The following is a 25245-nucleotide window of genomic DNA, read 5'->3' on the forward strand; positions in this document are numbered from 1 at the left end:
GTGCTCCATATTCGCAGAGCAGGTGAGCGCGCCCACAGTACGCCCGCCCCGGATTCCGACAGCCCACCCTTTGACGTCGTTTGTCGCCATCATGCCGGCCTGCGTTGCCCAGGCGACCCGGCGATGATTCGTCACCGTTCGGACAGCATCGCGTGTCGACACGCGGTCGAGACTGGCTAACGGAGGGTAACTGGGCCAGGCTGATTCCCACAGGATCGCGCCTATCAGGTCATATGCCGGCTTTGGGGCTGGCGGCGTCCATCCATGTCCTCCGACGGCCGACGACAAGGGGTGTGCGGTGCACGAGCCAGGTGATGGTCCCGGCACACCAGCACTCGGCCGGCATCGGTCGGCCGGTGGCTACCGACGGGTGGTCGGTGTCCACCGTGCTCCCGGCGCGGGCGGCGCTACCCGGGGTTACCTGCTCACCGTCGCCCTGCTGGCCGGCACCGCGTCAATGCCCATCCTCGCCGCGATCAGCGCGGGCTCGGCCACCCCGGGCAGCACCGCGCTGCCGGACAACAGCACCCCGTTCATCACGACCCCGTCGGTCGGGCCGGTGGTGATCCCGCTGCCGATGACCAGTCAGCCGGCGCTCCCGCCACCCGGCACACCAAGCGTCGGGCCGACCAGCGGCTGGCTGCCCGCCTCTCCGGGGCGTACCTCGGAAGGGCGTCCAGCGGAGCCGACCGGCCCCGGCCGGGTGGCGACCTACCCACCGCCACCGCCGAAGCCCACCCGCGGCACCTGGCCCGCCATGCCCCCACCCGGCCCCCCGGCCCCGGACCCGCCCGACCCTGGCCCGACGGATCCCGATCCGACCGACCCGGACCCCACGGACCCAGGCCCGACCGACCCCGATCCGGATCCGACCGACCCCGATCCGGACCCGACCGACCCGAACCCGGACCCCACCGACCCCGATCAGGACCCGACCGACCCGGACCCGACCTTGGAGCCGACGCCCACGTTGGACCCCACGCCCACGCCCGCGCCGACACCCGCGCCCACGCTGACGGACACCCCGACGGCGACCGCCGTGCCGATCAGGGCGCCGTCCGCGCCGGTCAGCACCCCCGGGCCACCCGCCACCCCGGCCGCACCGACCAGCCAGCCCGGCCCAGCGGTCCCGTCGCCTCCGGCCGTTCCCTCGATGCCCGCCGACGGCCAGCCCGCACTGGCCTGACCAGCGCACCCCACGGTGCCCGTTCCGCCATGCTCGCCGACGGCCGGTCCGCGCTGGTCTGACCGGCGCACCCCACGGTGCGCGCGACGGTACGGTGACGATCAGGCGTGGCTGACCCGGTTCCGACGGTGGGCACGTACCGGAGGGGGTGGCGTGGGCGGCGGTGCGAAACTCCGCCCGGTCATCGCCCGGCCCGGCCCGGGGCTGCGGGTCGCCCGGCTGGTCACCGAGGTGAGCGCGCCGGCCGTGCTGGTGTCGCTGCTGATCGTCACCGTGAGCTGGCACAGCGCGCGCCGTCCGGGCCAGGGCCTGGTCTGGGGTCTGCTCGCCACGCTCTTCGTCATCGGCATTCCGTTCGCCTACGTCGTCGGCGGGGTACGCCGTGGCCGGCTCACCGACCACCACGTCGGCCGTCGGGAGCAGCGCCGGGCGCCGCTGCTGGTCGGCCTCGCCTCGGTGACCGCGGGGCTCGCCCTGCTCGTCGTGCTCGGTGCGCCTCGCGCGGTGCTGGCGCTGGCCGTGGCCGGGCTGGTCGGGCTCGTGGTCGCCGTGTCGGTGAGCCACTGGTGGAAGATGTCGATCCACTCGGCGGTGGCCGCCGGCGCACTTGTCATCCTGATGCTGACCTTCGGGACCCGGCTGGTCGTCGCCGCACCGCTGCTGGTGTTGGTCGGCTGGTCCCGGGTGCGGCTACGGGATCACACGGTGTCGCAGGTGCTCGCCGGTGGTGTGCTCGGTGCGCTGATCGCCGCGGTGGTCTTCGGCGCGCTGCGCTGAGGGCGATCTGCTCCCGACCGGGCCCCGCCGCCGAGCGGGCGAGAGTCGGCGCCGGACGAGAGTCGGCGCCGGACGAGGGCCGGGGCAGGCGACGTGTCGCCCGCCCCGGGTGGACCGTCAGGCGCCGTCGTCGGCGAGACGGTGCCGGTTGGCCTCGATCCAGGCGTCCAGAGCGGCCGGGTCGTCCGGGTCCACCCCGTCGGCCATCAGCTGCGCCACCGCGGCGGTCGCCGGGCTGCGCCGCTCACCCGTCGAGTAGAGGCGGGCGAACTCCGGCACCATCTCCTCGATCGCCTCGTCGGTGCGCGTCGCCGCCGCCTCGGGCAGCCCGCGCTGGCGGGACGCGTACCGGGCCCAGGCGCGCAGCACCCGGGGCAGCATCGCCGCGTCGTCCATGTCCAGCACGGCGCGGCGGTGCACCCAGTCGAGCAGGAACAGCCCGGACACCGCGGGGCTCCAGCGCATCGGGTCGCCGTCCGGGAAGCTCGCCGAATGGTCCAGCACCAGGCTCAGGCAGAAGTGCAGGGAGGCCAACTCCGCGCCGTCGACCGTGTCCAGCCCGAAGCGGGCGGCCTCCGGCGCGGCGAGGAACCGCCGGACCAGGTCGGTGCGCTCGGCCGCGGAGAGCGGCTCGACCTCCGCCGGGCCGGTCGGGTCGGCGGCGGTGGGCAGCAACGCCAGCCGGGCACCGACAAGCGCCCGGTCGGTCGCCAGGGAACCCTCGCCGGGCAGCTCGCTGAGGTCGTCGGTCACCGCGAGGTGGCGGGCCACCTCGCCCCGGAGCCGGGCCGGATTCTCGGTACGGAACCAGGTCAACTCGTCGTCGGCGCACATCTGTCGGACCTGGTCCAGGATCCGTTCCGCCGGCCCACCGACGAAGATGTCCTTGGTGATCCCGATGTTGTGGTCCACCAGGGCCACCAACGCGTGCTCGCCGCCACCGGAGGCGTCGTCGTACGCGAAGGTGGCGAGGTAGGAGGTCTGGTCGCCGTACACGTCGCCGTACGCCCAGGTGCCGGTGAGGTGCACCCGGCCGAGCTGCCCGGACCAGGTGGGCGCCTGGGTGCCCGGACGGACCCGCTCGGTGCCCTCGGCGTCCGGGACGAGCGCGGCGAAGACCTGTCGGATGGTGGTGGCCGCCGCGATCCGGCGACGCGCGGTGGCGGCGAGGAACCCGGTGACGAACTCCCGTACGGCGGTGTCGCGGTCGGTTTCCGCGATGGCGTAGACACTGCCCAGCAGCGCGCTGCCGAGCATCTCGGCGTCGAGGGCGGACTCCAGCTTGGTCACGTCGCGTGCGGCGTGCAGCACCGCGTCGTAGGGGGTCTCAGGCGTGGCCATGCTCCGACCCTACGCCGCCCGGAGCCGATGCAGAGCGGTAGCGAGCCGCGTGAGGCGTCAGCGGCGGGCGGCGTCCCGCAGCGCGTCGCGTGCCTGCGCGTACGAGTCGAGCACGGTGCGTACCGGTGCCAGCACGTACTCCTCGCCGACAAGGGCCACCTTCGCGGTCAGCCGCTGTTCGGCGCGGGCCCGAGCGCGTCGGGCCGCCCAGCGCACCACCGGCCGGGTCAGCGCCGCCACCAGCAGCCCGGCCAGCAGGCCGCCGAGCAGTAGCAGGGTGGGCAGCGGCACCTGACCGACCATCGGGTTGTCCAGCGCCGGCAGGCCGAGTGCGCGCAGCGCGTACCCGAGGAGCAACCAGCCGAGCCCGACCACCGCGGCGAGGGTGACCAGCCACTGCACACCGCCGACGGCCCGCCACCACAGCGGCCGACGGCCCAGGCCGAGGTCGGTGCCGGCGATCGTGCGGTCCAGTGCGTCCGGCAGGTCGCCCAGGCGGGACCGGGCGGCCGAGGTCACCGCGCCGGGCCAGGCGGCGGGCAGGTCGGCGGCGGCCCGGTCGGCCACCGCGCGGATCGCGAGACCCAGGGCCGAGCGTTGCGCGGCCGATGGCTCCGGGACGGAGGTGGCCGCGACCAGACTCTCCGCCGGGTCGACCCGGTCGCCGCTGGGGCCGGGTAGGTGCAGCCGACGCAGCGGGTCGGGTCGCAACCGCCGCCAGCCCCGGACCACGGGCCAGCCGGTGGCCGCGCCGGCCCGATGCCGGTACGCCTGCTCCACCGCCTCGGTGACCGCCGGCACGCCGGCCGCCCCGGCCAACGCCCGGTTGAGCCCGTCGAGCGCCGAGCCGTCCGGGCCACCCGCCGGTCGGGCCGAGCCGACCAGCTCGTCCAACCCGGCGACGACCGTGTCGACGTCACCCGCGAGCCGGCGCAGCGCGGCCTGCCGCTCGGCGACCGTACGTTCCAGCGCGCCGCGCAGCCCCACCATCCCGGGCGGGTCGATGGCGGTGGTCGCCAGCAGCGGCACACCGGTCAGCCCGTCCGTGTCGAGCAGTCGGCGCAGATCGTCCAGGACCCGGGGCACCTCGGCCGGGGGCAGTCGGTCAGCCTGGTTGAGCACGACAAGCGTGACGTCCCGATGCCTGTGGAACTCGCGCAGATAGCTGTCGTGGATGACCCGGTCGGCGTACTTCTGTGGGTCGACGACCCAGACCACCTGGTCGACCAGGCCGAGGAGCCGGTCCACCTCCAGGCGGTGGGAGCGCTGCACCGAGTCGAAGTCGGGCAGGTCGAGCAGGATCAGCCCGTGCAGTGCCGTCTCGTCGTCCCCGTCCAGGGCGCTCTCCCGCACGAAGCGGTGCCGGGGCAGCACGCCGATCCAGTCGAGCAGACGGGTGGCGCCCTCCAACGGCCCCCACACGCAGGCGTGGGTGACCCCGGTGGTCGGCCGGCGCACCCCGACCGGCGAGAGCTCCAACTGGGCCAACGCGTTGAAGAGGCTGGACTTGCCACTGCCGGTGGCGCCGGCGAGCGCGACCACCGTGTGGTCCCGGGACAGCGCCAGCCGGGTGCCGGCCCGCTCGACCAGGGTGTGCGCGGGCACCAGCTCGGCGTCGGGCAGCAGGCCGTCCACCGCGGTCAGGAAGCGGCGTACCGCGTCCAGCCGGGTGACCAGCGCGTCGGCGTCGACCCGCTGGTCACCGCGGAACGCCTCGCGTACCCGACCGGTGATGTTGGTCACCGGGCGCTCCCCTCGTCGCCGCCCGCGGACAGGCCGCTGCGGTGCCGGGCCAGCTCGACCCGACCGGCGGCCCGGCGCAGCCCGTCGCCGGCGTCCGCGGCGGGGCGGGCGTCGGCGGTGCGGCTGAGGAACCGGTCGGCCTCCGCGCCGAGCAGCGTCCGCACCCGGGCCAGCAGGTCGGTGCGGGCCTTGGCAGCGAGGGTACGCACCGCCTGGTCGCCGAAGATCGCCTGGAGCACCGCCTGCGCGGCGACGGTGGTGCCCGCCCCGGTGGCCAGCTCCAGCCCGGTCGGGATGAACGCGGTGGAGGCGAAGACAGCGATCATGACGGCCAACCCGGTGGCGTTGACCGCGTACGCGGCGGTGCGGGCCACGAACCGCTTGTCGCCGCCCTCGACCCGGACCAGCTCCAGCACCCCGCGCTGCCAGTCCCGGACCATGCGTTCGGCGCGCTCCGGGAGGTCGTCGCTCGGGTGGGCGAGCGCCGGATCGAGCAGCCCGGAGCCCGCCGGGTGCGCCTTCCACGCCGTGTACGCGGATTCGGCGGCCTCCGAGGACACCCCGCGCAGCAGCGTGACCAGCTGCGACTCGATGGCGTTGCGCAGCTCGACGGCGGGCGCCGGGCGACCGGTGACAGCGGCGACGACCCGGTCTCGGAGGCGACCGATCCGGGCCTCCAGAGTGCGGAAGAACTCTCCGGTGCCGACGAACTCCTGCCAGCGGGCGAGCACCTCGCCCCGGAGCAGTCGGCCGTCCTGAAGCCCCTGCTCGACGGTGCGCTCGGCACCCCGGTACGCGGCCCGGACCCGTTCGTCCAGCTCGGCGGCGGCGGTGACCTGCTGGTCGGCGGCGTCGGCCAGCTCCTCGACGGCGGGGTGGAGGGCGGCCAGCGCACCGTCCAGGGTCTGGCGGACCACGGCCGAGCGGGCTTCCGCGTCGCCGGCCAGTCGGGCGAACCAGTCGGCCAGCGCCGCGGTCACGCCCTCGGGCAGCAGCCCCTGACCGTCGACCCACGTCTCCGGCAGCACGAACAGCGGCGCCCGGCCGAGATCCTGTTCGGCGAGCATCTCGGCCAGGTGCGCGGCGATCTCGTCGGTGGCCTCGGCGGGTACCCGGTCCAGCACCATGGCGATCACCGCGCCGCGCGCCCGGGCGCTGCGCAGCAGCTCCCACGGCACCGCGTCGGCGTACCGGGCGGCGGTGGTGACGAAGAGCCAGAGGTCGGCGGCGGCGAGCAGTTGGGTGGCGAGCGCCCGGTTGGCGTCGACCACCGAGTCGATGTCGGGTGCGTCGAGGAAGGCCAGCCCGGCGGGCAGGGCGGGCGCGGTGACGAGGTGCAGGGCGCGCGGATCGTCGCTCGGCTCGGTGGTGCGGGTCAGCCCGGGCAGCAGGTCGCCCTGCCGAAACCACGCCGCGTCGGACGGGTTGCACACCAGCACCGGGGAGCGGGTGGTCGGCCGGAGCACACCGGCGGCGCTGACCCGGGCCTTGACCAGGCTGTTGACCAGTGTCGACTTGCCCGCGCCGGTGGAGCCGCCGACCACCACGAGCAGCGGGGCATCCAGCCGGGCGAGCCGGGGCAGCAGGTAGTCGTCGAGCTGGTCGGTGAGGGCGGCGGCGGTGTGCCGGGCGGAGCCGGCGGAGGGCAGTGCGAGAGGAAACCGGGTCGCACCTATCGCCTCCCGGAGACCCGACAGGGCGCCGGGGAGGCTGTCGTCCCCGGTGGTGGCGGGCGGCTCCTCCGCGGCGTCCGGCGGGCCGGTGCGGGCTGCGACGGCGGGCGCGCCGGAACGGGTGGCGGAATCGCCGTGCGTCGTCACCGCTAAAGCGTGCCCGACCGATGCAAGGGAAGACAACCGGACGGTAGTAATGGCTGAGTTGCGTCGGGTTGACTCAACCCGACTTGACGATTCGCCAACGCGTGGCACTATTGAGTCAAGTTCACTCAACTTGTGGTGGGGCCCGCTGCGGGCGGTGCTCGCCAGGCAGCCGCGGGCGATGCCCGTCACCTGCACAACCTTACGAAGCGAGGAAGCGAAGATGGCACGTGCGGTCGGTATCGACCTCGGCACGACGAACTCCTGCGTCAGCGTTCTCGAGGGCGGTGAGCCCACCGTCATCGCCAACGCTGAGGGGTCGCGGACGACTCCGTCGATCGTCGCGTTCGCCCGCAACGGCGAGGTGCTCGTCGGCGAGGTGGCCAAGCGCCAGGCAGTGACCAACCCCGACCGGACGATCCGGTCGGTCAAGCGCGAGGTCGGCACGAACTGGTCCGTCGACATCGACGGCAAGAAGTACACCCCGCAGGAGATCTCGGCCCGGACGCTGATGAAGCTCAAGCGGGACGCGGAGGCGTACCTGGGCGAGCAGATCACCGACGCGGTGATCACTGTCCCGGCCTACTTCAACGACAGCCAGCGCCAGGCCACCAAGGAGGCCGGTGAGATCGCCGGCTTCAACGTGCTGCGGATCGTCAACGAGCCGACCGCGGCCGCCCTGGCGTACGGGCTGGACAAGGGCTCCAAGGAGCAGACCGTCCTGGTCTTCGACCTCGGCGGCGGCACCTTCGACGTGTCGCTGCTGGAGCTGGCCGAGGGCGTCATCGAGGTCAAGTCGACGAGTGGTGACAACCACCTCGGTGGCGACGACTGGGACCAGCGGATCATCGACCACCTGGTCAAGACGTTCCGTGGTGAGCACGGCATCGACCTCGGTCAGGACAAGATGGCCCTCCAGCGCCTCCGCGAGGCCGCCGAGAAGGCCAAGATCGAGCTGTCCGCCGCCACCACCACCAACATCAACCTGCCGTACATCACCGCCGGCGCGGCCGGCCCGCTGCACCTCGACGTGACGCTGAGCCGCGCCGAGTTCCAGCGGATGACGCAGGACCTGCTGGACCGCTGCAAGGGCCCGTTCGAGCAGGCCGTGAAGGACGCCGGGATCAAGATCTCCGACGTCGAGCACGTCATCCTGGTCGGCGGTTCGACCCGGATGCCCGCCGTGACCGACCTGGTCAAGCAGCTCACCGGTCGCGACCCCAACAAGGGCGTCAACCCGGACGAGGTCGTCGCCGTCGGCGCCGCCCTGCAGGCCGGTGTGCTCAAGGGTGAGGTCAAGGACGTCCTGCTGCTCGACGTGACCCCGCTGAGCCTGGGCATCGAGACCAAGGGCGGCATCTTCACCAAGCTGATCGAGCGCAACACCACCATCCCGACCAAGCGCTCCGAGGTCTTCACCACGGCGGACGACAACCAGCCGTCGGTGCTGATCCAGGTGTTCCAGGGTGAGCGGGAGATCGCGGCCTACAACAAGAAGCTCGGCACCTTCGAGCTGACCGGCCTCCCGCCGGCGCCGCGCGGTGTGCCGCAGATCGAGGTCGCCTTCGACATCGACGCCAACGGCATCGTCAACGTGCACGCCAAGGACCTGGGCACCGGCAAGGAACAGAAGATGACGATCACCGGCGGCTCCTCGCTGCCGAAGGACGACATCGAGCGGATGCGCCGGGACGCCGAGGAGCACGCGGAGGAGGACAAGCGCCGTCGCGACGACGCCGAGGCCCGCAACGTGGCCGAGGCGCTGCAGTGGCAGACCGAGAAGTTCCTCGCCGAGAGCGGCGACAAGCTGCCCGGTGAAAACCGGGAGCAGCTCAACGAGGCGCTCGGTGAGCTGCGGGGTGCCCTCGGCGGTCAGGACATCGAGAAGATCAAGTCCGCCCACGAGAAGCTGGCGAAGGTCTCCCAGGAGGCCGGTTCGCTGCTCTACTCGCAGCAGGCCGAGCAGGGTCAGCAGCCCGGTGGCGAGCCCGGCCCGGGTGCGGCCGGCGCGACCGGTGCGACCGGCGCGCAGGCCGGTGGAGCCGACGACGTGGTCGACGCGGAGATCGTGGACGAGGACGGCAAGAAGTGACCGTCGGGCTCCGACACGTATCCACGGCGAAGGGGATGAGGTAGCCGCATGACGCAGAAGCCACGAGCCGCCGACCCGGGCGACACCGGGTCGACGCCGGGTGGCTCCGCGCCCACGGAGCCGACCACCGGCGACGGGGAGCGGGTCGTCATCCGCAACAAGCGCAAGCTCGTCGACACGGCGGAGCCGGAGGGCACGGCCGCCGACGCGGAGACCGGTGTGCCGGCCGAGGGCCTGGTCGAGGACGCCGAGGTCGTGGTCGACGAGATCGAGGTCGAGGTCAACTCCACCGACGGACCGGAGCCAACCGGTCCAGCGGTGGTGGACGCCCCGGCGCAGCCGGTCGACGGCGCCGGCACGGGCACGTCGCTCGGCGCCGAGCTGGAGGCACTCCGGGCCGAGTTGGACGAGCGCACCAGGGACCTACAGCGGGTGTCGGCGGAGTACGCCAACTACCGCAAGCGGGTCGACCGCGACCGCAACCTGGTGCAGGAGCAGGCGACCGGCTCGGTGCTGGCCGCGCTGCTGCCGATCCTCGACGACCTGGACCGGGCTCGGGAACACGGCGACCTGGTCGGACCGTTCGGCACGGTGGCGGAACAGCTCACCACCGCACTGGGCAAGTTCGGCCTGAACGCCTTCGGCGAGCAGGGCGACGCCTTCGACCCGACCCGCCACGAGGCGGTCGCGCACCAGACCTCGGCCGAGGTCAGCGAGCCGACCTGCGTCCAGGTGATGCGGCGCGGCTACCAGCTCGGTGAGCGGCTGCTGCGTCCCGCGCTGGTCGCGGTCGCGGACCCGGAATAGTGCGAGACAGTGACCGGGCCGTCCCGCCCACCGCGCAACGGTGGGCGGGACGGCCGGGCCGCGAATGTCGGAAGGGGGTGGACCGGTGAGTTCCAAGGACTGGATCGAGAAGGACTTCTACGCCGTGCTCGGCGTGGACAAGGCCGCCTCCGCGGACGACATCAAGAAGGCGTACCGCAAGGTGGCCCGCGAGTCGCACCCGGACCACAACCCGGGCGACGCCAAGGCGGAGGAGCGGTTCAAGGCCGCGTCCGAGGCGTACAACGTGCTGTCGGACTCCGGCCGCCGCCGCGAGTACGACGAGATGCGCTCGCTGTTCGGCTCGGGCGCGTTCCGGCGTAACGCCCGGGGCGAGGGTCAGCCGGGCGGCATGCCGTTCGACGTCTCCGACATGTTCGGCGGCGGAGGCGGCGACCGCCGCTTCGGAGGCGCCGGCTTCCAGGACCTGTTCAGTTCGATCTTCACCGGTGGTCAGGGCGGTGGGCAGGCGGCGCCGCGCGGTCCGGCCCGCGGCCGGGACGTGGAGACCGAGGTGGCACTGGACTTCGGCGACGCGGTGCGCGGGGTGACGCTGCCCCTGACGCTGCGCGCGCCCGGGGTCTGCGACACCTGCCACGGCAACGGGGCCAAGCCGGGCACCCAGCCGCGTACCTGCCCGGTCTGCCACGGTGCCGGCGTGACCACCCGCAACCAGGGCTCGTTCAGCTTCTCCGAGCCGTGCCGCAACTGCCAGGGCGTCGGCACCGTGGTCGAGGAGAAGTGCCCCGAGTGCCACGGCAGCGGCGGTGTCACCAAGACCCGCACCATGAACGTGCGCTTCCCGGCCGGCGTTGCCGACGGCCAGCGCATCCGGCTGACCGGGCGCGGTGAGCCGGGCGAGCGCGGCGGCCCGGCCGGCGACCTGTTCGTGCACGTCAAGGTTCGACCGGACGAGCTGTTTGGGCGTACCGGCGACGACCTGACACTCAGCGTGCCGGTCACCTTCGCGGAAGCCGTGCTCGGCACGGACCTGCGGGTGCCCACGCTCGACGGCGCGGTGACCCTGCGGGTTCCGCCGGGGACGCCGAGCGGGCGGGTCCTGCGTGCCCGCGGCAAGGGTGTGGTCCGCCGCGACGGACAGGCCGGTGACCTGCTTGTCACGTTGGACGTGGTGGTGCCGGCCGGGTTGTCCGACGAGGCGCGCGCGGCGCTGGAGGCGTTCGCCGAGCAGAGCCCGCCGGCGGCCCGGGAACATCTCGACGCGCGGTTGCGTCGGGTCAGCTAGTCCGGTGGAAGGGACGCGGAGGTGAGCGGCATGTCGGGCGAGTTCCTCGGTTCGGGTGACCCTGCCTACGAGGCCAAGGTGCTGATGATCTCGGTTGCGGCGCGGATGGCGGGGATGCATCCACAGACCCTGCGCCAGTACGACCGACTGGGGCTGGTGCAGCCCGGCCGGGCCGCTGGCGGCGGGCGCCGGTACAGCGTCCGCGACGTGGTGCTGCTGCGCGAGGTGCAGCGGCTCAGTCAGGACGACGGGATCAACCTCGCCGGCGTCAAGCGGATCATCGGGCTGGAGCGACTGTTGGAGCAGGCGCAGCAGCGGGTGGCCCGACTGGAGGCGGAGTTGGATGCCGCGTACCGGCGAGTGGCCGAGCTGGAATCACTCGCCCGCTTCCCGGGACGGGACCTGGTGCCGACCAATCGCACGTCCACCGCGCTTGTGGTGTGGCGACCCCGCCGTACTCCCGATCGTTGACCTGACGCGCACCCGGATCCGACTCATCGGCCCGGACCACACCGGATTCCCCGGCGCGGTCCGGGCCGTTTCGGTTAGCCTGGGAATACGGGTCCAATCGGCTATTTCGGGCCTGCCGACATGGCGAGGGGGAGCGATGGCGGAACCGGCGAAGAAGGTGGCCGAGCAGACGGAGGACCGGCTGGAAAGCCTGGCCGAAACCGTCCGCAAGAAGTTCGACAAGGTGACCGAGGGGACCTATCGGGACCGGGTCGTCGGGGGCCGGTTCGCCGGGCGGGGCGACCACGGCGTCGACAAGGGTCGACCCGAAACCGAACACAAGCAGGACTGACCGGCGACCGACGTGCGGGCCGGGACCCACGGGGGGTCCCGGCCCGTTCGTAGTACTGAGTGCGGGCCGGGACGCGGGTGACGCCAAGGCGGGGGTCCCGGCCCGTTCGTAGTACTGAGTGCGGGCCGGGACGCGGGTGACGCCAAGGCGGGGGTCCCGGCCCGTTCGCGGTTACTGAGTGCGGTGGGGGTCGCGGCCCGTGCGCGGTTAGTGAGTGCGGGCCTCGGTTCAGCCGAGGCGGCGGTTCTCGCGGACCAGGCCGCCCTCGCACCAGTCCCGGTAGACGAAGAGATCCGGTCGGGCCAACAGCACCCGCCCGTTGTGCGCCCAGATCCTCATCAGCTCGTCGCCGTCCCGCTCGGCCTGCTCGACGAGCTTGCGGAAGCGGCGCTTGGGGTGGGCGCGAAAGTTCGTCCGGATGCCGTCGGCCGCGTAGATGTAGAGGCAGTGCAGGGCGAAACGCCGAGCCGGGCAGGTCGGGTCCATCGCCAACTCGAAGAGTGTCAGCACCAGTCGGTCGCCGGAGACCAACAGGTCCCAGTCCGGTGGCATCGAAGCCAACGGCACCGAATCAGGCTTGTACGCCCAAGCTCGCAACTCCGCCGGACTCGGATCGACGGGGTTGGCGAAGCCGCGGAACGTCGACTCCTGCACGCTCACCGGCCAACCTTCCACGCTCTCGCCCGCGTTTGGCAACGCTGCCTACGGACCTTGGCTGCTGGGGCGAAACGGTAACCCGCCGTCGGGTGCTGCCGGTAGTACCCGTGAGGAGCAATTCCGCAACCGTTGGCATGGGCGGGTTTACTGCACCGAGTCGACGACCGGGGTCCGCTCCCGCCGCTGGGCCGCCGCGCGGTTACGCAGCCACCGCTTGAACCACGGGAAGTCTGGCAGCCGCGCGAGGATCGGCCCGGTCACCACGGTGATCAGGACGTACGTCGCGGCCAGCGCCGCCAACCGCGGCTCGACGCTCCCGGCGGCCACCGCGAGCCCGGCGATGACGATGGAGAACTCACCCCGGGGTACGAGTGCCAGGCCGGCCCGCCACCGACCGGGTTCGGCGATGCCGACCCGGCGGGCCGCGAGGTAACCGGTGAGCGTCTTCGTCGCCATCGTGACCACGGCCAACGCGAGCGCCGGCAGCAGCACCGGCGGGATGTCCCGTGGGTCGGTGACCAGGCCGAAGAAGACGAAGAACACGGCGGCGAACAGGTCCCGCAGGGGGGAGAGCAACTCGGTCGCGTGGTGCGCCACCGGACCGGAGAGCGCGATGCCGACCAGGAACGCGCCGACCGCCGCCGACACCTGGAGTTTCGCCGCGATACCCGCGACCAGCACCGTCAGACCGAGCACGCCGAGCAGCAGCGCCTCCGGGTCCTTCGCCGACAGCGCGGAGGAGATCAGGTGGCCGTACCGGATGGCGACCACAAGCACGACCAGCACCGTACCCACCGCGATGGCGAGCGCGATGCCACCGCCGAGCAGGCCGCTGCCGAGCAGCACGGCCGTGACCAACGGCAGGTAGAGCGCCATCGCCAGGTCCTCGATGACCAGCACCGAGAGGATTACCGGAGTTTCCCGGTTACCGAGTCGTCCCAGGTCGGCGAGAACCTTGGCGATCACTCCGGAGGAGGAGACCCAGGTGATGCCGCCGAGCACCAGGGCGGCGACCCAGTCCCAGCCGAGCAGCAGGGCGAACCCCGCGCCGGGTAGCGCGTTGAGCACGCCGTCGATCAGGCCGGCCGGCGCCGCCGAGCGCAGGTTGCCGACCAGCTCGTTGGCCGAGTATTCCAGGCCGAGCATCACCAGCAGCAGGATGACGCCGATCTCGGCGCCGACGGCGAAGAATTCCTCGCTGGCGGCGAGCGGAAGCAATCCGCCGTGCCCGAACGCGAGCCCGGCCAGCAGGTAGAGAGGGATCGGTGAGAGGCCTACCCGCCGGCTGAGCCGGCCGAGGAGCCCGAGCAGCAGCAGCAGCGCACCGACTTCGATGAGCAGCGTCTTGAAATCGTGCATCCGCCTCAGCCGTCCGGGTCACTGTCGGCGAGGATGGCGGATACGCCGTCGAGACCCCTGCGGGTCCCGACAACGACCACCACATCGCCGGCTGCGAAGCGGAAGGAGGGGAGTGGCGAGACGATCACTTCGCCTTCGCGCAGCACCGCCACGATGGAGGCGCTGGTGCGGGTACGCGCCTTGGTGTCGGCGAGCTTCCGGTTGACGTACGGCGAGCCGGCCGTGATGGCGATCTGCTCGGTGAGCAGACCGGCGGCCTGCTCGCGCAGCCCGGAGAGCTGGCCGAGCATCAGCGACGCGCCGAGGATGTCGGCCAGAGCCTCAGCCTCGTCGTCGGTCAGCGGGATGTCCGCCTGGCAGGAGTCGGGATCGTCCGGGTCGTACAGGACGAGATCACGGCGGCCATTGCGGTGGGAGACAACGCCCAGGCGGCGTCCGGACTCCGTCACCAGATCGTGACGTACCCCGATCCCGGGTAGGGCGGTCTGCTCGACACGTACTCGCACACACCAAGGCTACCGCCTGGTGAACAAACCGCAGATCTTGGAAGGGCAGTGCTCCGCCCTGGAGCTCGCCGCGAGAGATCTTGGAAGAAATGCGCCCCTCCAGGGGCAGTTTCTTTCCAAGATCTACTGCTTCTCTGCGACGAACACACCGAGCGCCGGGGCCGGGGCGAGGGCGAGGGCCGGGGCCGGACGCGTTGGTGCCCGCCCCCGGTGGAGCGGGGCGGGCACCAGGGCGACGCGATGGTCAGCGGAGGCTGGCGAAGAACTCGCGGATGTCGGTGACCAGCACGTCGGTGGCCTGGTGGGCGGCGTAGTGACCGCCGACGTCACCGCGGCCCTCGACGTCCGTCTGGTAGGCCGTCCACCGGACGATGTTCGCGTGGTCCCGCTCGGCGAAGCGGCGGATGGACTGGAAGTCGCCGGGGAACATGGCCAGTGCGGTCGGCGCGGTGGTCGGCGCGGTCGGCTGCTGGTCGGCGTGGGCATCTTCCCAGTAGAGCCGGATCGCCGAGGCGGCCGTGCCGGTGAACCAGTAGAGGGCCACGTTGGCCAGGATGAAGTCCGCGTCCAGGCTCTCGTCGAACAGTTGGGCGTTCCAGGCGAGCAGCCCGACCGGGGAGTCGGCCAGCGCGTACGCCAGGGTCTGCGGCTGCTGGCTGTGCACCTGGTTGAAGGAGAACTTGTTCTCGTAGAACCACTGGAGGTGCGCGAGCGCCGCCTGGTCCGCCTCGGACAGGTCGGCGAACTCGGCCGGGTCGCCGGAGGGGAACGAGAAGAGCTGGGTGACGTGCACTCCGACGACGTGCTCCGGATCGACCCGGCCCAGTTCCGGCGCGACCATCGAGCCGGCGTCGTTGCCGACGGCGCCGTAGCTGGCGTACCCCAGGCGGTTCATCAGCTCGGCCCAGGCGCGGGCGGTGCGGAAGCGGTTCCAGCCGGCGCCGCGGGTGGGGCCGGAGAACCCGAAGCCGGGCAGCGACGGGATGACCAGGTGGAAGGCCGGCGCGGCGGGGTCGCTGGGCTCGGTGAGCGGGGCGATCACGTCCAGGTATTCCAGGACGGAGCCGGGCCAGCCGTGGGTGAGCACCAGGGCGGTGGCGTCTGGGCGGGAGGACCGGATGTGCAGGAAGTGGATCTGCTCGCCGTCGATCTCGGTGACGAACTGGGGGTGGCCGTTCAGCTGGGCCTCGACGGCCCGCCAGTTGAACCCGTCGCGCCACCGGTCGGCGAGTGCTCGCACCCGATCGGTGCCAATCCCGTAGGTGTCGCCGGCACCGGGCACCTCGGCGGGCCAGTTCGTGCGGGCCAGGCGGGCGGCCAGGTCGTCGAGGGCGGTCTGCGGGATCTCGACGCGGAACGGGCGGAGCGCGGTGCCGGTCATCTCGGAACTCCTTCGGAACGGAATGTTTCGTTCTGCAATCACAGTAGCAGACCGGAACGATCCGTTCCACTGTTAGGCTGACCGCATGGCAACTTCCGGCAAGACGCTGGGCGGCCGCCGCGCCCAGGCCGCCCGCAACGACGAGGTCATCCTCGAAGCCGCCCGCGCGGTCTTCCTCGACGACCCGAAGGCGCCGATCGCCGCCGTCGCCGAACGCGCCGGCGTCGGCATCAGCGCCCTCTATCGGCGGTACGCGGGCAAGGAGGACCTGTTGCGTCAGCTCTGCCACGACGGGTTGCGCCGGTACGTGGCCGAGGCCGAGTCGGCCCTCGCCGAGCCGGACGACTGGGCCGCTTTCACGGGTTTCCTGGCCCGGGTGGTCGACGCCGACGTGCACTCGCTGACCGTCCACCTGGCCGGCACCTTCACACCGACCGAGGAGATGGGGCGGGACGCCATGCGCGCCGGCGAGCTGGCCACCGCCCTGTTCGAACGGGCCCGCGCCAGCGGGCGGTTGCGCCCCGACGCGGTCGTACACGATCTGGGGTTGCTGTTGGAGTCGTGTGCGGCGGTGCGCGTGCCGGACGCGGAGCGGACCGGGCAGTTGCGCCGCCGCCAGCTCGCGGTGCTGCTGGCGGGCCTCTCGGCGGTGCCGGGCGCGGACCCGCTGCCCGGCCCGCCTCCGGCGGCCGGGGAGTTCGACTGGCGGTGGCGCCTTCGGGAGTGATGGGCATCACAGCGCTAAGGTTGAGTGGAATACGCTCAACTCTGGTTGTGTCCTTCTCAGTGGACAACGCCGATCCGGGGGAGCCCATGAACACCGAAAAACTCACTACCAAGAGCCGCGAAACCATCACGGGGGCTGTCGCGCTGGCCAACCAGCGTGGCCACGCCACCGTGGAGCCCTGGCACCTGCTGCTGTCACTCCTGGACACCGATGGCTCGACCGCCACCGGTCTGTTGCGCGCCGTCGGGGCCGACCCCGCCGAGCTGCGCCGGGCCGCCCAGCGCGCGGTCGACGCCCTGCCGGCCGCCCGCGGTTCGAGCATCGCCGAGCCGACGTTGGCTCGCGAGTTCGTCAACGCCATCGGCGCCGCCGAGCAGATCGCCCGGCCGTTGGGCGACGAGTACACCTCCACCGAGCACCTGCTCGCCGGCCTCGCCCGGGTCGGCGGGGCGGTGTCCGGCGCGCTGAAGACGGCAGGTGCCACCGAGGAAGCCCTGGTCGCGGCCTTCCCGACCGTCCGCGGCGGGGACCGCCGGGTCACCACCGCCGACCCGGAGCAGACCTACCAGGCCCTGACCAAGTACGGCGTCGACCTCACCGCCAGCGCCCGGGACGGAAAGATCGACCCGGTCATCGGCCGGGACTCCGAGATCCGTCGGGTCATCCAGGTGCTCTCCCGGCGTACGAAGAACAACCCGGTGCTGATCGGCGAGCCCGGCGTCGGCAAGACCGCGATCGTCGAGGGGCTCGCCCAGCGGATCGTCACCGGTGACGTGCCCGAGTCCCTGCGCGACAAGAAGCTGATCTCGCTGGACCTCGGCGCGATGGTCGCCGGCGCACAGTACCGGGGCCAGTTCGAGGAGCGGCTGAAGTCCGTCCTGGAGGAGATCAAGAACTCCAACGGGCAGGTCATCACGTTCCTCGACGAGCTGCACACGGTCGTCGGCGCTGGCAAGGGCGAAGGCTCGATGGACGCCGGCAACATGCTCAAGCCGATGCTGGCCCGTGGCGAGCTGCGGATGGTGGGCGCGACCACGCTCGACGAGTACCGCGAGCACATCGAGAAGGACCCGGCGTTGGAGCGTCGCTTCCAGCCGGTGCTTGTCGGCGAGCCGACGATCGAGGACACCATCGGCATCCTGCGCGGCCTCAAGGAGCGCTACGAGGTGCACCACGGCGTACGGATCACCGACGCCGCGCTCGTCGCCGCCGCGACCCTGTCGGATCGCTACATCACCGACCGGTTCCTGCCGGACAAGGCGATCGACCTGGTCGACGAGTCCGCGTCCCGGCTCCGGATGGAGATCGACTCCCGTCCGGTCGAGGTGGACGAGATCGAGCGGGCGGTGCGCCGGCTGGAGATCGAGGAGATGGCGCTGGCGAAGGAGCCGGACGCCGCCTCCGCCGAGCGGTTGGAGCGGCTGCGCAAGGAGCTGGCCGACAAGCGCGAGCAGCTCACCGTGCTCTCCGAGCGCTGGCAGACGGAGAAGAGCCACATCACCAAGCTCTCCACCGCCAAGGAGGAGTTGGAGCGTCTCGGCGGCGAGGCTGAGCGGGCCGAGCGCGACGGTGAGTTGGAGCGCGCCGCCGAGCTGCGCTACGGCCGGATCCCCGCCCTCAAGGTCGAGCTGACGCAGGCCGAGGAGGAGCTGGCCCAGCTCCAGGCCGACGGCGCGATGCTCAAGGAGGAGGTCGGCGCGGACGACATCGCCGCGGTGGTCGCCTCCTGGACCGGCATTCCCGCCGGCCGGCTGCTGGAGGGCGAGACGGCCAAGCTGCTGCGGATGGAGGAGTCGCTGGGCGGCCGGGTGGTCGGCCAGCCCGAGGCGGTCGGCGCGGTCTCCGACGCGGTCCGCCGCGCCCGTGCCGGCATCGCCGACCCGGACCGCCCGACCGGCAGCTTCCTCTTCCTCGGCCCCACCGGCGTCGGCAAGACGGAGCTGGCCAAGGCCCTCGCCGAGTTCCTCTTCGACGACGAGCGGGCGATGGTCCGCATCGACATGAGCGAGTACGGCGAGAAGCACTCGGTCGCCCGCCTGGTGGGCGCCCCGCCCGGCTACGTGGGCTACAACGAGGGTGGCCAGCTCACCGAGGCGGTGCGTCGTCGGCCGTACTCGGTGATCCTGCTCGACGAGGTGGAGAAGGCCCACCCGGACGTCTTCGACGTGCTGCTCCAGGTGCTCGACGACGGCCGGCTCACCGACGGTCAGGGCCGTACGGTCGACTTCCGCAACGCGATCCTGATCCTCACGTCCAACCTCGGGTCGTCGGTGATCGGTGACCTGACGCTCGCCGACGAGCAGCGCCGCGAGGGTGTGCTCGCCGTGGTCCGGTCGCACTTCAAGCCGGAGTTCCTCAACCGGCTGGACGACATCGTGGTCTTCGCCTCGCTGCGCGGGGACGATCTGCGGGCCATCGTCGACATCCAGTTGGACCGGATGAGGCGGCGTCTGGCCGACCGCAGGCTCGGCCTGGACATCACCGAGTCCGCCCGGACCTGGCTGGCCGAGCACGGCTACGACCCGATCTACGGCGCCCGCCCACTCCGTCGTCTGGTCCAGACCGCAATCGGAGACCAGTTGGCAAAGGCCCTACTGTCCGGCCAGATCCGAGACGGCCAAACAGTAAAGGTAGACCAAAACCCCCAAACCAACACCCTCTCCGTAACCCCCGCCTAACAACCCCCACCCCACCCCCACCCCCGGAGGCCTCCCCGCGCCTCCCCCGCGCCTGCCCGCGTTGATCATGGAGTTATTGCCCGGCTGCTCGCCGTGTCGGGGCAATAACTCCATGATCACCGGGGTGGGAGGGGGTTGGTGGGGGTGGGTGGGGTGGGGGAAGAGGGGGTGAGGGGGGTGGGAGGGGGGTTGGTGGGGAAAGGAGTGGGGCATGTTTGGGATTGGGAAGAAATGGGAGCGGGAACTTGGTGCGGCTGTCGACGAGTTGATCGCGGCTGACACGCTTGCCTTTGGTGGGGTGGGCATCGCCGGGGCTTTGCTGCCGGTGACGGAGGCGTTCCACAGTGTCGAGGCTGCCCTCGACGACCACCCCGACGAGGTCCGTCGGCAGCTCGACCGGGTGCTGGCCGACGGCACACCCGCCGGGCGGGCGTACGCGGCCACGCTGCTGGAACGGGTCGACCCGACGGCGGCTCGGGCGGCCTGGACGGCACTGCGGGACGACCCGAGCGAGTTCACCACCTTCGTCGGCTGCGTGCTGGGCCGCGAGACGCTTGGTAACTACGCCAGCCAGCGGCTCGCCACACTTTGATCCATCTGCGGACATGGACGAACCAGCGCCCACCCGGCCGTCCACAGTGCGATCGTGCACAACAGGCGACGCCACGGCTGCCATCGGTAGCTGAGCTGTCGGTCACGGTACGGGTCCCACCGGAGCCGAGGATTGTTACCGTCTGCGCCGAGGTACCTGGGGAGATGGTCGGGTGGGCAGGTCAGTGACGTACCTGGTGGTGGCGCTTGCCGTACTCGCGGTGGTCGTCATCGTGCTCGTCGTGCGGACCCGGCGGCCGGCGACGGCCCGGTCCGGCGGGCGATCGTCGGACGCCCGGCCGGCGGAGCCACCGCGTGGCGATCCGCTCCGTCTGGGCCTGGGCCACCGCGTGCGGATCCGCGAGCGGGAGTACGCGGTGAGCGGCACCATTCGCCTGGTCGAGGGGGACTGGAGTTGGGTGCAGCACCTGCTCGACGACGGGTCCGGCACCCGCTACCGGCTCTCCGTGGAGGACGGCCCCGAACTGGAGTTGGTGCTCTGGACGGCCGAGCCGGGCGCGAGCGTGACCCCGGGAGCCCCGACCATCGACCTCGGTCGGCGCCGCTACACCTGGGCCGAGACGGGGCAGGCGCGCTACACCGCCACCGAGGAGACCGGACTGCCGGCGGCGGGCACGATGCGCTACCACGACTACCAGTCCGGCGGCACCGCGCGGCTCTCCTTCGAGGCGTACGGCGAGGAGGGTTGGCGGGTGGCCCGCGGTGACCTGCTCGACCCCGCTGACCTGACGATCCTTCCCAGATCCGGGGAGCGCTGAGCCCGGGCCGGGTGGGCGCGCCGGCTCGCCACGGCATGCCGAAACGGCCGGTTGCCGATACGGTGTGGGCGATCTGAGGGAAGGAGAATCATGGTCGATTCCCAGAGCACGCCGGCCCGTCAGCGGCCATCTGTTGTGTCGATTTCCAGTTACCTGCTCTACCTGTTCGTGGCGCTCCAGGTGATCACGCTGATCATCTCGCTCACCACCTTCGGCAAGACGCGGGACGCGCTCCGCGCCGCGTACGAGGGCAGCAGCACCGACGGCGACCAGGTGGCAGACGTCTTCGTCGCCATCGGCCTCGGCGGCGGCATCCTGATGTTGCTGCTCGCGGTCGCGCTGGCTGTGCTTGCCATGTTCAACAACCAGGGCCGCAACGGTGCCCGGATCACCACCTGGATCGTCGGCGGCATCATGGTCTGCTGCGTGGGCGGTGGCCTGCTCAGCAACGTGGGCGGCGGTTTCAACACCGGTGGCGGCACCGGCGACGGGCCCAGCCCCGACGAGATCCAGCGCCGCCTGGAGGAGGCCCTGCCCTCCTGGGTGACCCCGGTCAGCCTGCTGATCTATGTGCTCAGCCTGATCACGCTGGTCACGGCGCTGGTCCTGCTGGCGCTGCCCAAGGCCAACCCGTTCTTCCGCAAGGCCACCACGGCCTGGGAGCCGCCGGCACCGGGTGCCAGCTACCCGGGTAACCCGCAGGTCCCGGGTCAGCCCGGCTACCCGCAGTCGTCCGGTGAGCCGGGCTATCCGCAGTCGTCCGGTGAGCCGGGCTATCCGTCGAGTGGGGAGCCGAGCTACCCGCCGCCGACGGACCGGCCGGGCGACACGCCGCCCACGGACCGGCCCGGGTCAACCCCGCCATCGACGAGTTGACCGCCGGATAGGCGCGACGCCGACGATCCCTCCGAGTAGGTTGCAACCCGACGCCTACCGGAGGGATTCGTCGTGTCGTACCCCGAATCGGCACCGGCCCGCCGGCCCGCCGTCGTCCTGATCGCCGCGTCCGTGCTGTGGGTGATGGCGGTGGCCTCGCTCGCGTACGCCGTGGTCGACCTGCTGGTGCTGGGCGGCACTGTCGACGCGTTCCGCTCCGCCGCCCGCGACACCACGGCGAGCCCGGAGCAGATCGACGACGTGGTGACCCTGCTTCGCGCGTCCGGCGTGCTGTCGGCGGTGCTGGCGGCGCTGTCCGTGCCGGTGCTCGCCGGTCTGGCCCTCGGGCTGGTGGCGGCCCGCAACGGCGCCCGCGTGGCCACCTGGGTGATCAGTGGGCTCGGCGTGCTCGGCGGTTGTTGCAGCGTGGCGGTGCTCATCGGTGAACGGGCCGCGCCACTGCAACTGGGTGCCGACGACCAGGCTCTTGCCGAGTTGCTGGGCCTGGTCGGCGACGCGTACCCGTCCTGGTGGATCCCGCTCAACGCCGGGCTTTCCGTCGGGCAGGTGCTCGGTTACCTTGTAGTAGCCGTGCTGCTGGCCCTGCCGGCGGCGAACGCCTGGTTCGGTCACCGCCGCTCGACCGCGCCCACTCCACCTTCCGCACCGCCCGCGTTCACGTCCGCCCCGCCGGCGCCGCCCGCGCCCCCGTACCCGCCCAGATGAGGACCGCCCCGTGTCGCTCGACCCCACGACTGCCGAGCGTCGAGCACTGATCACCGGGGCCACCGCCGGCATCGGGGCGGCGTTCGCCCGGAGGCTGGCCGCCGACGGTTGGCGCCTGGTGCTTGTCGCCCGCGACGGGGCCCGGTTGGCGGAGATGGCCGGTGCGGTGAGTGCCACCCACGGTCGCGCGGCGGAGACGATCGCGGCGGATCTGTCCACCGACGACGGGTGCGCCATCGTGGAGCGACGGCTCACCGACGGCAGCCCGGTGCACCTGCTGGTCAACAATGCCGGGATCAGCCTCAACAAACCGTTCCTGCGCTCCACCGCGGAGGACGAGGCGCGCCTGTTGCGGCTCAACGTGCACGCGGTCATGCGGTTGACCCTGGCGGCGTTGCGACAGATGACCGAACGCCGAAATGGGGCAGTGATAAATGTCTCTTCGGTCGCCGGGTTCGGCACGACGATGCCGGGTTCGACGTACTCGGCCAGCAAGGCCTGGGTCACCAACTTCAGTGAGTCGGTTGGCCTGTCGGCGCGGCCGTTCGGTGTCCGGGTGATGGCCCTCTGCCCCGGCTACACCCGCACCGAGTTCCACCAGCGGGCCGGCATCAACATGTCCAAGACGCCCGAATGGATGTGGCTGCGGGCCGAGGACGTGGTCGACGAAGCCCTGCGTGACCTGGGCAAAGGCAAGATGGTCAGTGTCCCGGCCTGGAAGTACAAGGTGGCCGTCGCCGGCATGCGGCATGCGCCCCGTCGGCTGGTCCAGTTGGTCGCCCGGGACACTCGCGGCCGGATCGGCCGCGACGAGCACTGAGCCTCGACCGGCCCACCGGCCCCCGGTGGTCGTTGCCGAGGCGTTGGCGCGCCGCTGTCAGGCCAGTCGCTGAGCGTAGTCGAACATCGCCAACCATCGGTCCCTCGCCGGGCTGATCAGGGTGGACCCCACACACGCCGTCCAGACTTGCGCAGTAACCTCTATCGCCATGGGGGACCACGACGACCTGCGTAAATTCATTACCGACCTGGCCGTGGTCCACGGGCGGGTCGTGCTCTCCTCGGGGCGGGAGGCAGACTGGTACGTGGATCTGCGGCGCGTCACGCTCCATCACCAGGCCGCTCCTCTGGTCGGCCGGGTGTTGCTCGACCTCACCGCCGACTGGGATTACGCCGCGGTCGGTGGCCTCACCCTGGGCGCGGACCCCGTCGCGCTCTCGATGCTGCACGCCGCCGCTCCGACCGGCCGGGCCCTGGACGCCTTTGTGGTGCGCAAGGCGGGCAAGGCACACGGTCTGCAGCGACGGATCGAGGGACCGGAGGTGGCCGGCCGCCGGGTGTTGGCGGTGGAAGACACGTCCACGACGGGCGGAAGTGTGTTGACAGCTGTCGAAGCGCTTCGCGAGGCCGGGGCGGAAGTCGTGGGCGTGGCGGTTATTGTTGATCGAGGCGCCGGCGACGCGGTGCGAGCCGCCGGATTGCCTTACCGGGCGGCCTATACGTTGGCTGACCTCGGCCTTGTGGCGTAAAAGTTTGCCGATTCGGATCTGCTGATATGCAGGCGGATCGATGCTGCTGGTGGAAGGATGGAATACGTGGGAACTGCGTTGGCCGAAATGACTATGCCTCAGATCTCGCCGCTTAACGGCGAGCCGATCGAACGTGCCGATGCCGAGCGTCTCGCCGGGGTCCTCAAGGCCCTTGCGGATCCTGCTCGGCTGCGGCTGCTCAGCCTGATCCAGTCGGCCCCAGAGGGCGAGGCGTGCGTCTGTGACCTGACGGCGCCGCTCGGCCTCTCTCAGCCGACGGTCAGTCATCACCTGCGTATCCTCACCGAGGCGGGCTTGCTGCAGCGGGAGAAGCGCGGTGTCTGGGCGTACTACAGCCTGGTCCCGAGTGCGATCGCGACGATCGCCGACCTGCTGACCCCGCCGCGTAAGCGGGCCACCAAGAAGGCCCGCTGACGTAGGCACTGCACGCCGTCCCGCGCCGGGACGGCGGTAGGCACTGCACGCCGTCCCATGCCGGGACGGCGGTAGGCACTGCACGCCGTCCCATGCCGGGACGGCGTCCGGTGGCGAGCCAGGGGTGGCGCCACCGGTGGATAACACCTGCTCGTCCCCGGCCGCACCGCCGGAGGCCGGGTCCGACATGCCGACGGCCGACCCCCTCACCAGGGGGCCGGCCGTCGTCGTCGTACGGGGGTTCAGCGGTCCTGGCCGTGCTCCGGGCGCTGCCGGTCGTGCTGGTGCCGGTCGTGGTCGAACGCCTCGCGAGCCGCCTCCACCGCACCGGCGGCGCTGGCCGCCGCGACCACCGCGACCGCCTCGCCGCGCTTGCGGGCGCGCCGGTCGCGAAGGAACTCGAAGAAGATCGGCAACACCGAGATCAGGATGATCAGGGCGACCACCGGCAGGATGTAGCGGTCGATCTTCTCGCCGATGGCGTCGTAGATCTGCTCCGCGAGCAGGTAGCCGATCAGCAGGATGCCGTCCACCCAGAGCACCGCGCCGACGATGTTCCAGAGCAGGAACGTCCGGGCCGGCATGCCGAGCGCACCCGCGACCGGGTTGAGGAACGTGCGGACGATCGGAATGAAACGCGCCAGCACCACGGCCTTCGCCGGGCCGAACTTGTCGAAGTAGTACTCGGCCTTCTCCACGTACTCCTTCTTGAAGAGCCGGGAGTTGGGCCGTTCGAACATCGGCCGGCCATACCGGGCGCCGAGCCAGTGCCCCAGCTGGGCGCCGACGATCGCGCAGATCGGCCCGCCGATCAGCAGGCCAGCCAGGTTGAGGCGGGTGCCGTCGCCGAAGATCGCGTCCGCCACCGGTGACGCGGCGACGCCGGCGAGGAACAGCAGCGAGTCGCCCGGGAAGAAGAAGCCCACCAGCAGGCCGGTCTCGGCGAAGAGGATCACCCACACGCCGATCAGCCCGAAGGTTTGCAGCAGATCCTTGGGATCGAGCGGGTTCAGGGCGACGCTCTCCACGAGAGCGCGAGTCGTCTCAGCTGTGTCCACGGCCACAAAGGGTACCGAAGTCCAGGTCTGGTGCCGCGCCGGACCGGCCCGCACCACCCGCCCGCGTCGTGCGACGCCCCAACGACGGTGCCCGCCGACCGGGTGGTCGGCGGG

24 protein-coding genes are annotated in these 25245 nt (G+C 71.7%); 16 read left to right on the forward strand and 8 right to left on the reverse strand.

Going from position 1 to position 25245, the window contains the following annotated elements:
- Window positions 1–298: 298 nt before the first annotated feature.
- Window positions 299–1186, forward strand: a complete 888-nt coding sequence (locus tag AB0B57_RS07775; protein WP_357066462.1) for a hypothetical protein — start codon at window positions 299–301, stop codon at window positions 1184–1186.
- Window positions 1187–1339: 153 nt separating this feature from the next.
- A complete protein-coding gene (locus AB0B57_RS07780) occupies window positions 1340–1963 on the forward strand; it encodes a phosphoesterase PA-phosphatase (protein ID WP_357066464.1) in 624 nt (207 codons plus the stop codon).
- A gap of 117 nt (window positions 1964–2080) precedes the next feature.
- Here the strand turns inward: AB0B57_RS07780 and AB0B57_RS07785 are convergent, their stop codons facing one another.
- From AB0B57_RS07785 to AB0B57_RS07795, 3 genes are read right to left on the reverse strand one after another with little or no spacing between them, the layout of a single operon-like run.
- On the reverse strand, window positions 2081–3304 hold the full coding sequence (locus AB0B57_RS07785; protein ID WP_357066467.1) for a hypothetical protein: 1224 nt from the start codon (window positions 3302–3304) through the stop codon (window positions 2081–2083).
- Window positions 3305–3361: 57 nt separating this feature from the next.
- Window positions 3362–5047 carry a GTPase gene (locus AB0B57_RS07790; RefSeq protein WP_357066469.1) on the reverse strand — a complete coding sequence of 562 codons (1686 nt, stop codon included), beginning with the start codon at window positions 5045–5047 and terminating at the stop codon, window positions 3362–3364.
- Window positions 5044–6867, reverse strand: a complete 1824-nt coding sequence (locus tag AB0B57_RS07795; protein WP_357066471.1) for an ABC transporter — start codon at window positions 6865–6867, stop codon at window positions 5044–5046. Before AB0B57_RS07795 ends, AB0B57_RS07790 begins: the two co-directional genes overlap by 4 nt.
- Before the next feature lie 220 nt (window positions 6868–7087).
- Here AB0B57_RS07795 and dnaK point away from each other — a divergent pair, with 220 nt between their 5' ends.
- The 5 genes from dnaK to AB0B57_RS07820 all read left to right on the forward strand — a co-directional run bounded on the left by dnaK (window position 7088) and on the right by AB0B57_RS07820 (window position 11829).
- Entirely contained in the window at window positions 7088–8956 is a 1869-nt protein-coding gene (gene dnaK, locus AB0B57_RS07800) for a molecular chaperone DnaK (protein WP_357066473.1), read from the forward strand.
- Between the two features lie 48 nt (window positions 8957–9004).
- Window positions 9005–9763, forward strand: coding sequence for a nucleotide exchange factor GrpE (gene grpE, locus AB0B57_RS07805; RefSeq protein WP_357066475.1), 759 nt, complete (start codon window positions 9005–9007; stop codon window positions 9761–9763).
- An 85-nt stretch (window positions 9764–9848) separates the two neighbouring features.
- Window positions 9849–11027: a molecular chaperone DnaJ gene (gene dnaJ / locus AB0B57_RS07810; RefSeq protein WP_357066478.1), complete on the forward strand. Its 1179-nt coding sequence runs from the start codon at window positions 9849–9851 to the stop codon at window positions 11025–11027.
- Window positions 11028–11057: 30 nt separating this feature from the next.
- Window positions 11058–11498 carry a helix-turn-helix transcriptional regulator gene (locus AB0B57_RS07815; RefSeq protein ID WP_030332087.1) on the forward strand — a complete coding sequence of 147 codons (441 nt, stop codon included), beginning with the start codon at window positions 11058–11060 and terminating at the stop codon, window positions 11496–11498.
- A gap of 136 nt (window positions 11499–11634) precedes the next feature.
- Window positions 11635–11829 (forward strand): hypothetical protein, encoded by a 195-nt coding sequence (locus tag AB0B57_RS07820; protein ID WP_357066480.1) that lies wholly within the window; start codon window positions 11635–11637, stop codon window positions 11827–11829.
- 228 nt (window positions 11830–12057) lie between these two features.
- Here AB0B57_RS07820 and AB0B57_RS07825 read toward each other — a convergent pair whose 3' ends face one another.
- The 4 genes from AB0B57_RS07825 to AB0B57_RS07840 all read right to left on the reverse strand — a co-directional run bounded on the left by AB0B57_RS07825 (window position 12058) and on the right by AB0B57_RS07840 (window position 15732).
- The gene (locus AB0B57_RS07825) at window positions 12058–12489 is read right to left on the reverse strand and encodes a hypothetical protein (protein WP_357066482.1); all 432 of its coding nucleotides are present in this window, start codon (window positions 12487–12489) and stop codon (window positions 12058–12060) included.
- A 141-nt stretch (window positions 12490–12630) separates the two neighbouring features.
- Window positions 12631–13845 (reverse strand): cation:proton antiporter, encoded by a 1215-nt coding sequence (locus tag AB0B57_RS07830; RefSeq protein ID WP_357066484.1) that lies wholly within the window; start codon window positions 13843–13845, stop codon window positions 12631–12633.
- 5 nt (window positions 13846–13850) lie between these two features.
- Window positions 13851–14351: a TrkA C-terminal domain-containing protein gene (locus tag AB0B57_RS07835; protein WP_357066486.1), complete on the reverse strand. Its 501-nt coding sequence runs from the start codon at window positions 14349–14351 to the stop codon at window positions 13851–13853.
- Window positions 14352–14595: 244 nt separating this feature from the next.
- Window positions 14596–15732 carry an epoxide hydrolase gene (locus AB0B57_RS07840; protein ID WP_357066488.1) on the reverse strand — a complete coding sequence of 379 codons (1137 nt, stop codon included), beginning with the start codon at window positions 15730–15732 and terminating at the stop codon, window positions 14596–14598.
- Window positions 15733–15817: 85 nt separating this feature from the next.
- On the opposite strand from AB0B57_RS07840, the gene AB0B57_RS07845 reads away from it, so the two are divergent.
- The 9 genes from AB0B57_RS07845 to AB0B57_RS07885 all read left to right on the forward strand — a co-directional run bounded on the left by AB0B57_RS07845 (window position 15818) and on the right by AB0B57_RS07885 (window position 24073).
- Complete coding sequence (locus AB0B57_RS07845; protein WP_357066490.1) at window positions 15818–16459, forward strand: helix-turn-helix domain-containing protein; 642 nt, start codon at window positions 15818–15820, stop codon at window positions 16457–16459.
- A gap of 86 nt (window positions 16460–16545) precedes the next feature.
- Window positions 16546–19137, forward strand: a complete 2592-nt coding sequence (clpB, locus tag AB0B57_RS07850) for an ATP-dependent chaperone ClpB (protein WP_357066492.1) — start codon at window positions 16546–16548, stop codon at window positions 19135–19137.
- Window positions 19138–19348: 211 nt separating this feature from the next.
- Window positions 19349–19729, forward strand: a complete 381-nt coding sequence (locus AB0B57_RS07855; protein WP_357066494.1) for a hypothetical protein — start codon at window positions 19349–19351, stop codon at window positions 19727–19729.
- 172 nt (window positions 19730–19901) lie between these two features.
- Window positions 19902–20507 (forward strand): DUF4178 domain-containing protein, encoded by a 606-nt coding sequence (locus AB0B57_RS07860; RefSeq protein ID WP_357066496.1) that lies wholly within the window; start codon window positions 19902–19904, stop codon window positions 20505–20507.
- A 90-nt stretch (window positions 20508–20597) separates the two neighbouring features.
- Window positions 20598–21383, forward strand: a complete 786-nt coding sequence (locus tag AB0B57_RS07865) for a hypothetical protein (RefSeq protein ID WP_357066498.1) — start codon at window positions 20598–20600, stop codon at window positions 21381–21383.
- A 72-nt stretch (window positions 21384–21455) separates the two neighbouring features.
- Window positions 21456–22109, forward strand: a complete 654-nt coding sequence (locus AB0B57_RS07870; RefSeq protein ID WP_357066500.1) for a hypothetical protein — start codon at window positions 21456–21458, stop codon at window positions 22107–22109.
- Between the two features lie 10 nt (window positions 22110–22119).
- Window positions 22120–22929: an SDR family oxidoreductase gene (locus AB0B57_RS07875; RefSeq protein WP_357066502.1), complete on the forward strand. Its 810-nt coding sequence runs from the start codon at window positions 22120–22122 to the stop codon at window positions 22927–22929.
- 169 nt (window positions 22930–23098) lie between these two features.
- Window positions 23099–23638, forward strand: a complete 540-nt coding sequence (locus AB0B57_RS07880) for an orotate phosphoribosyltransferase (RefSeq protein ID WP_355029652.1) — start codon at window positions 23099–23101, stop codon at window positions 23636–23638.
- 57 nt (window positions 23639–23695) lie between these two features.
- Window positions 23696–24073 (forward strand): metalloregulator ArsR/SmtB family transcription factor, encoded by a 378-nt coding sequence (locus AB0B57_RS07885; RefSeq protein ID WP_030332125.1) that lies wholly within the window; start codon window positions 23696–23698, stop codon window positions 24071–24073.
- Between the two features lie 242 nt (window positions 24074–24315).
- Here the strand turns inward: AB0B57_RS07885 and AB0B57_RS07890 are convergent, their stop codons facing one another.
- A complete protein-coding gene (locus AB0B57_RS07890; RefSeq protein ID WP_357066505.1) occupies window positions 24316–25137 on the reverse strand; it encodes a DedA family protein in 822 nt (273 codons plus the stop codon).
- Window positions 25138–25245 lie beyond the last annotated feature (108 nt).

It is taken from the genome of Micromonospora sp. NPDC049101 (genome assembly GCF_040648675.1).
Classification (GTDB): domain Bacteria; phylum Actinomycetota; class Actinomycetes; order Mycobacteriales; family Micromonosporaceae; genus Micromonospora.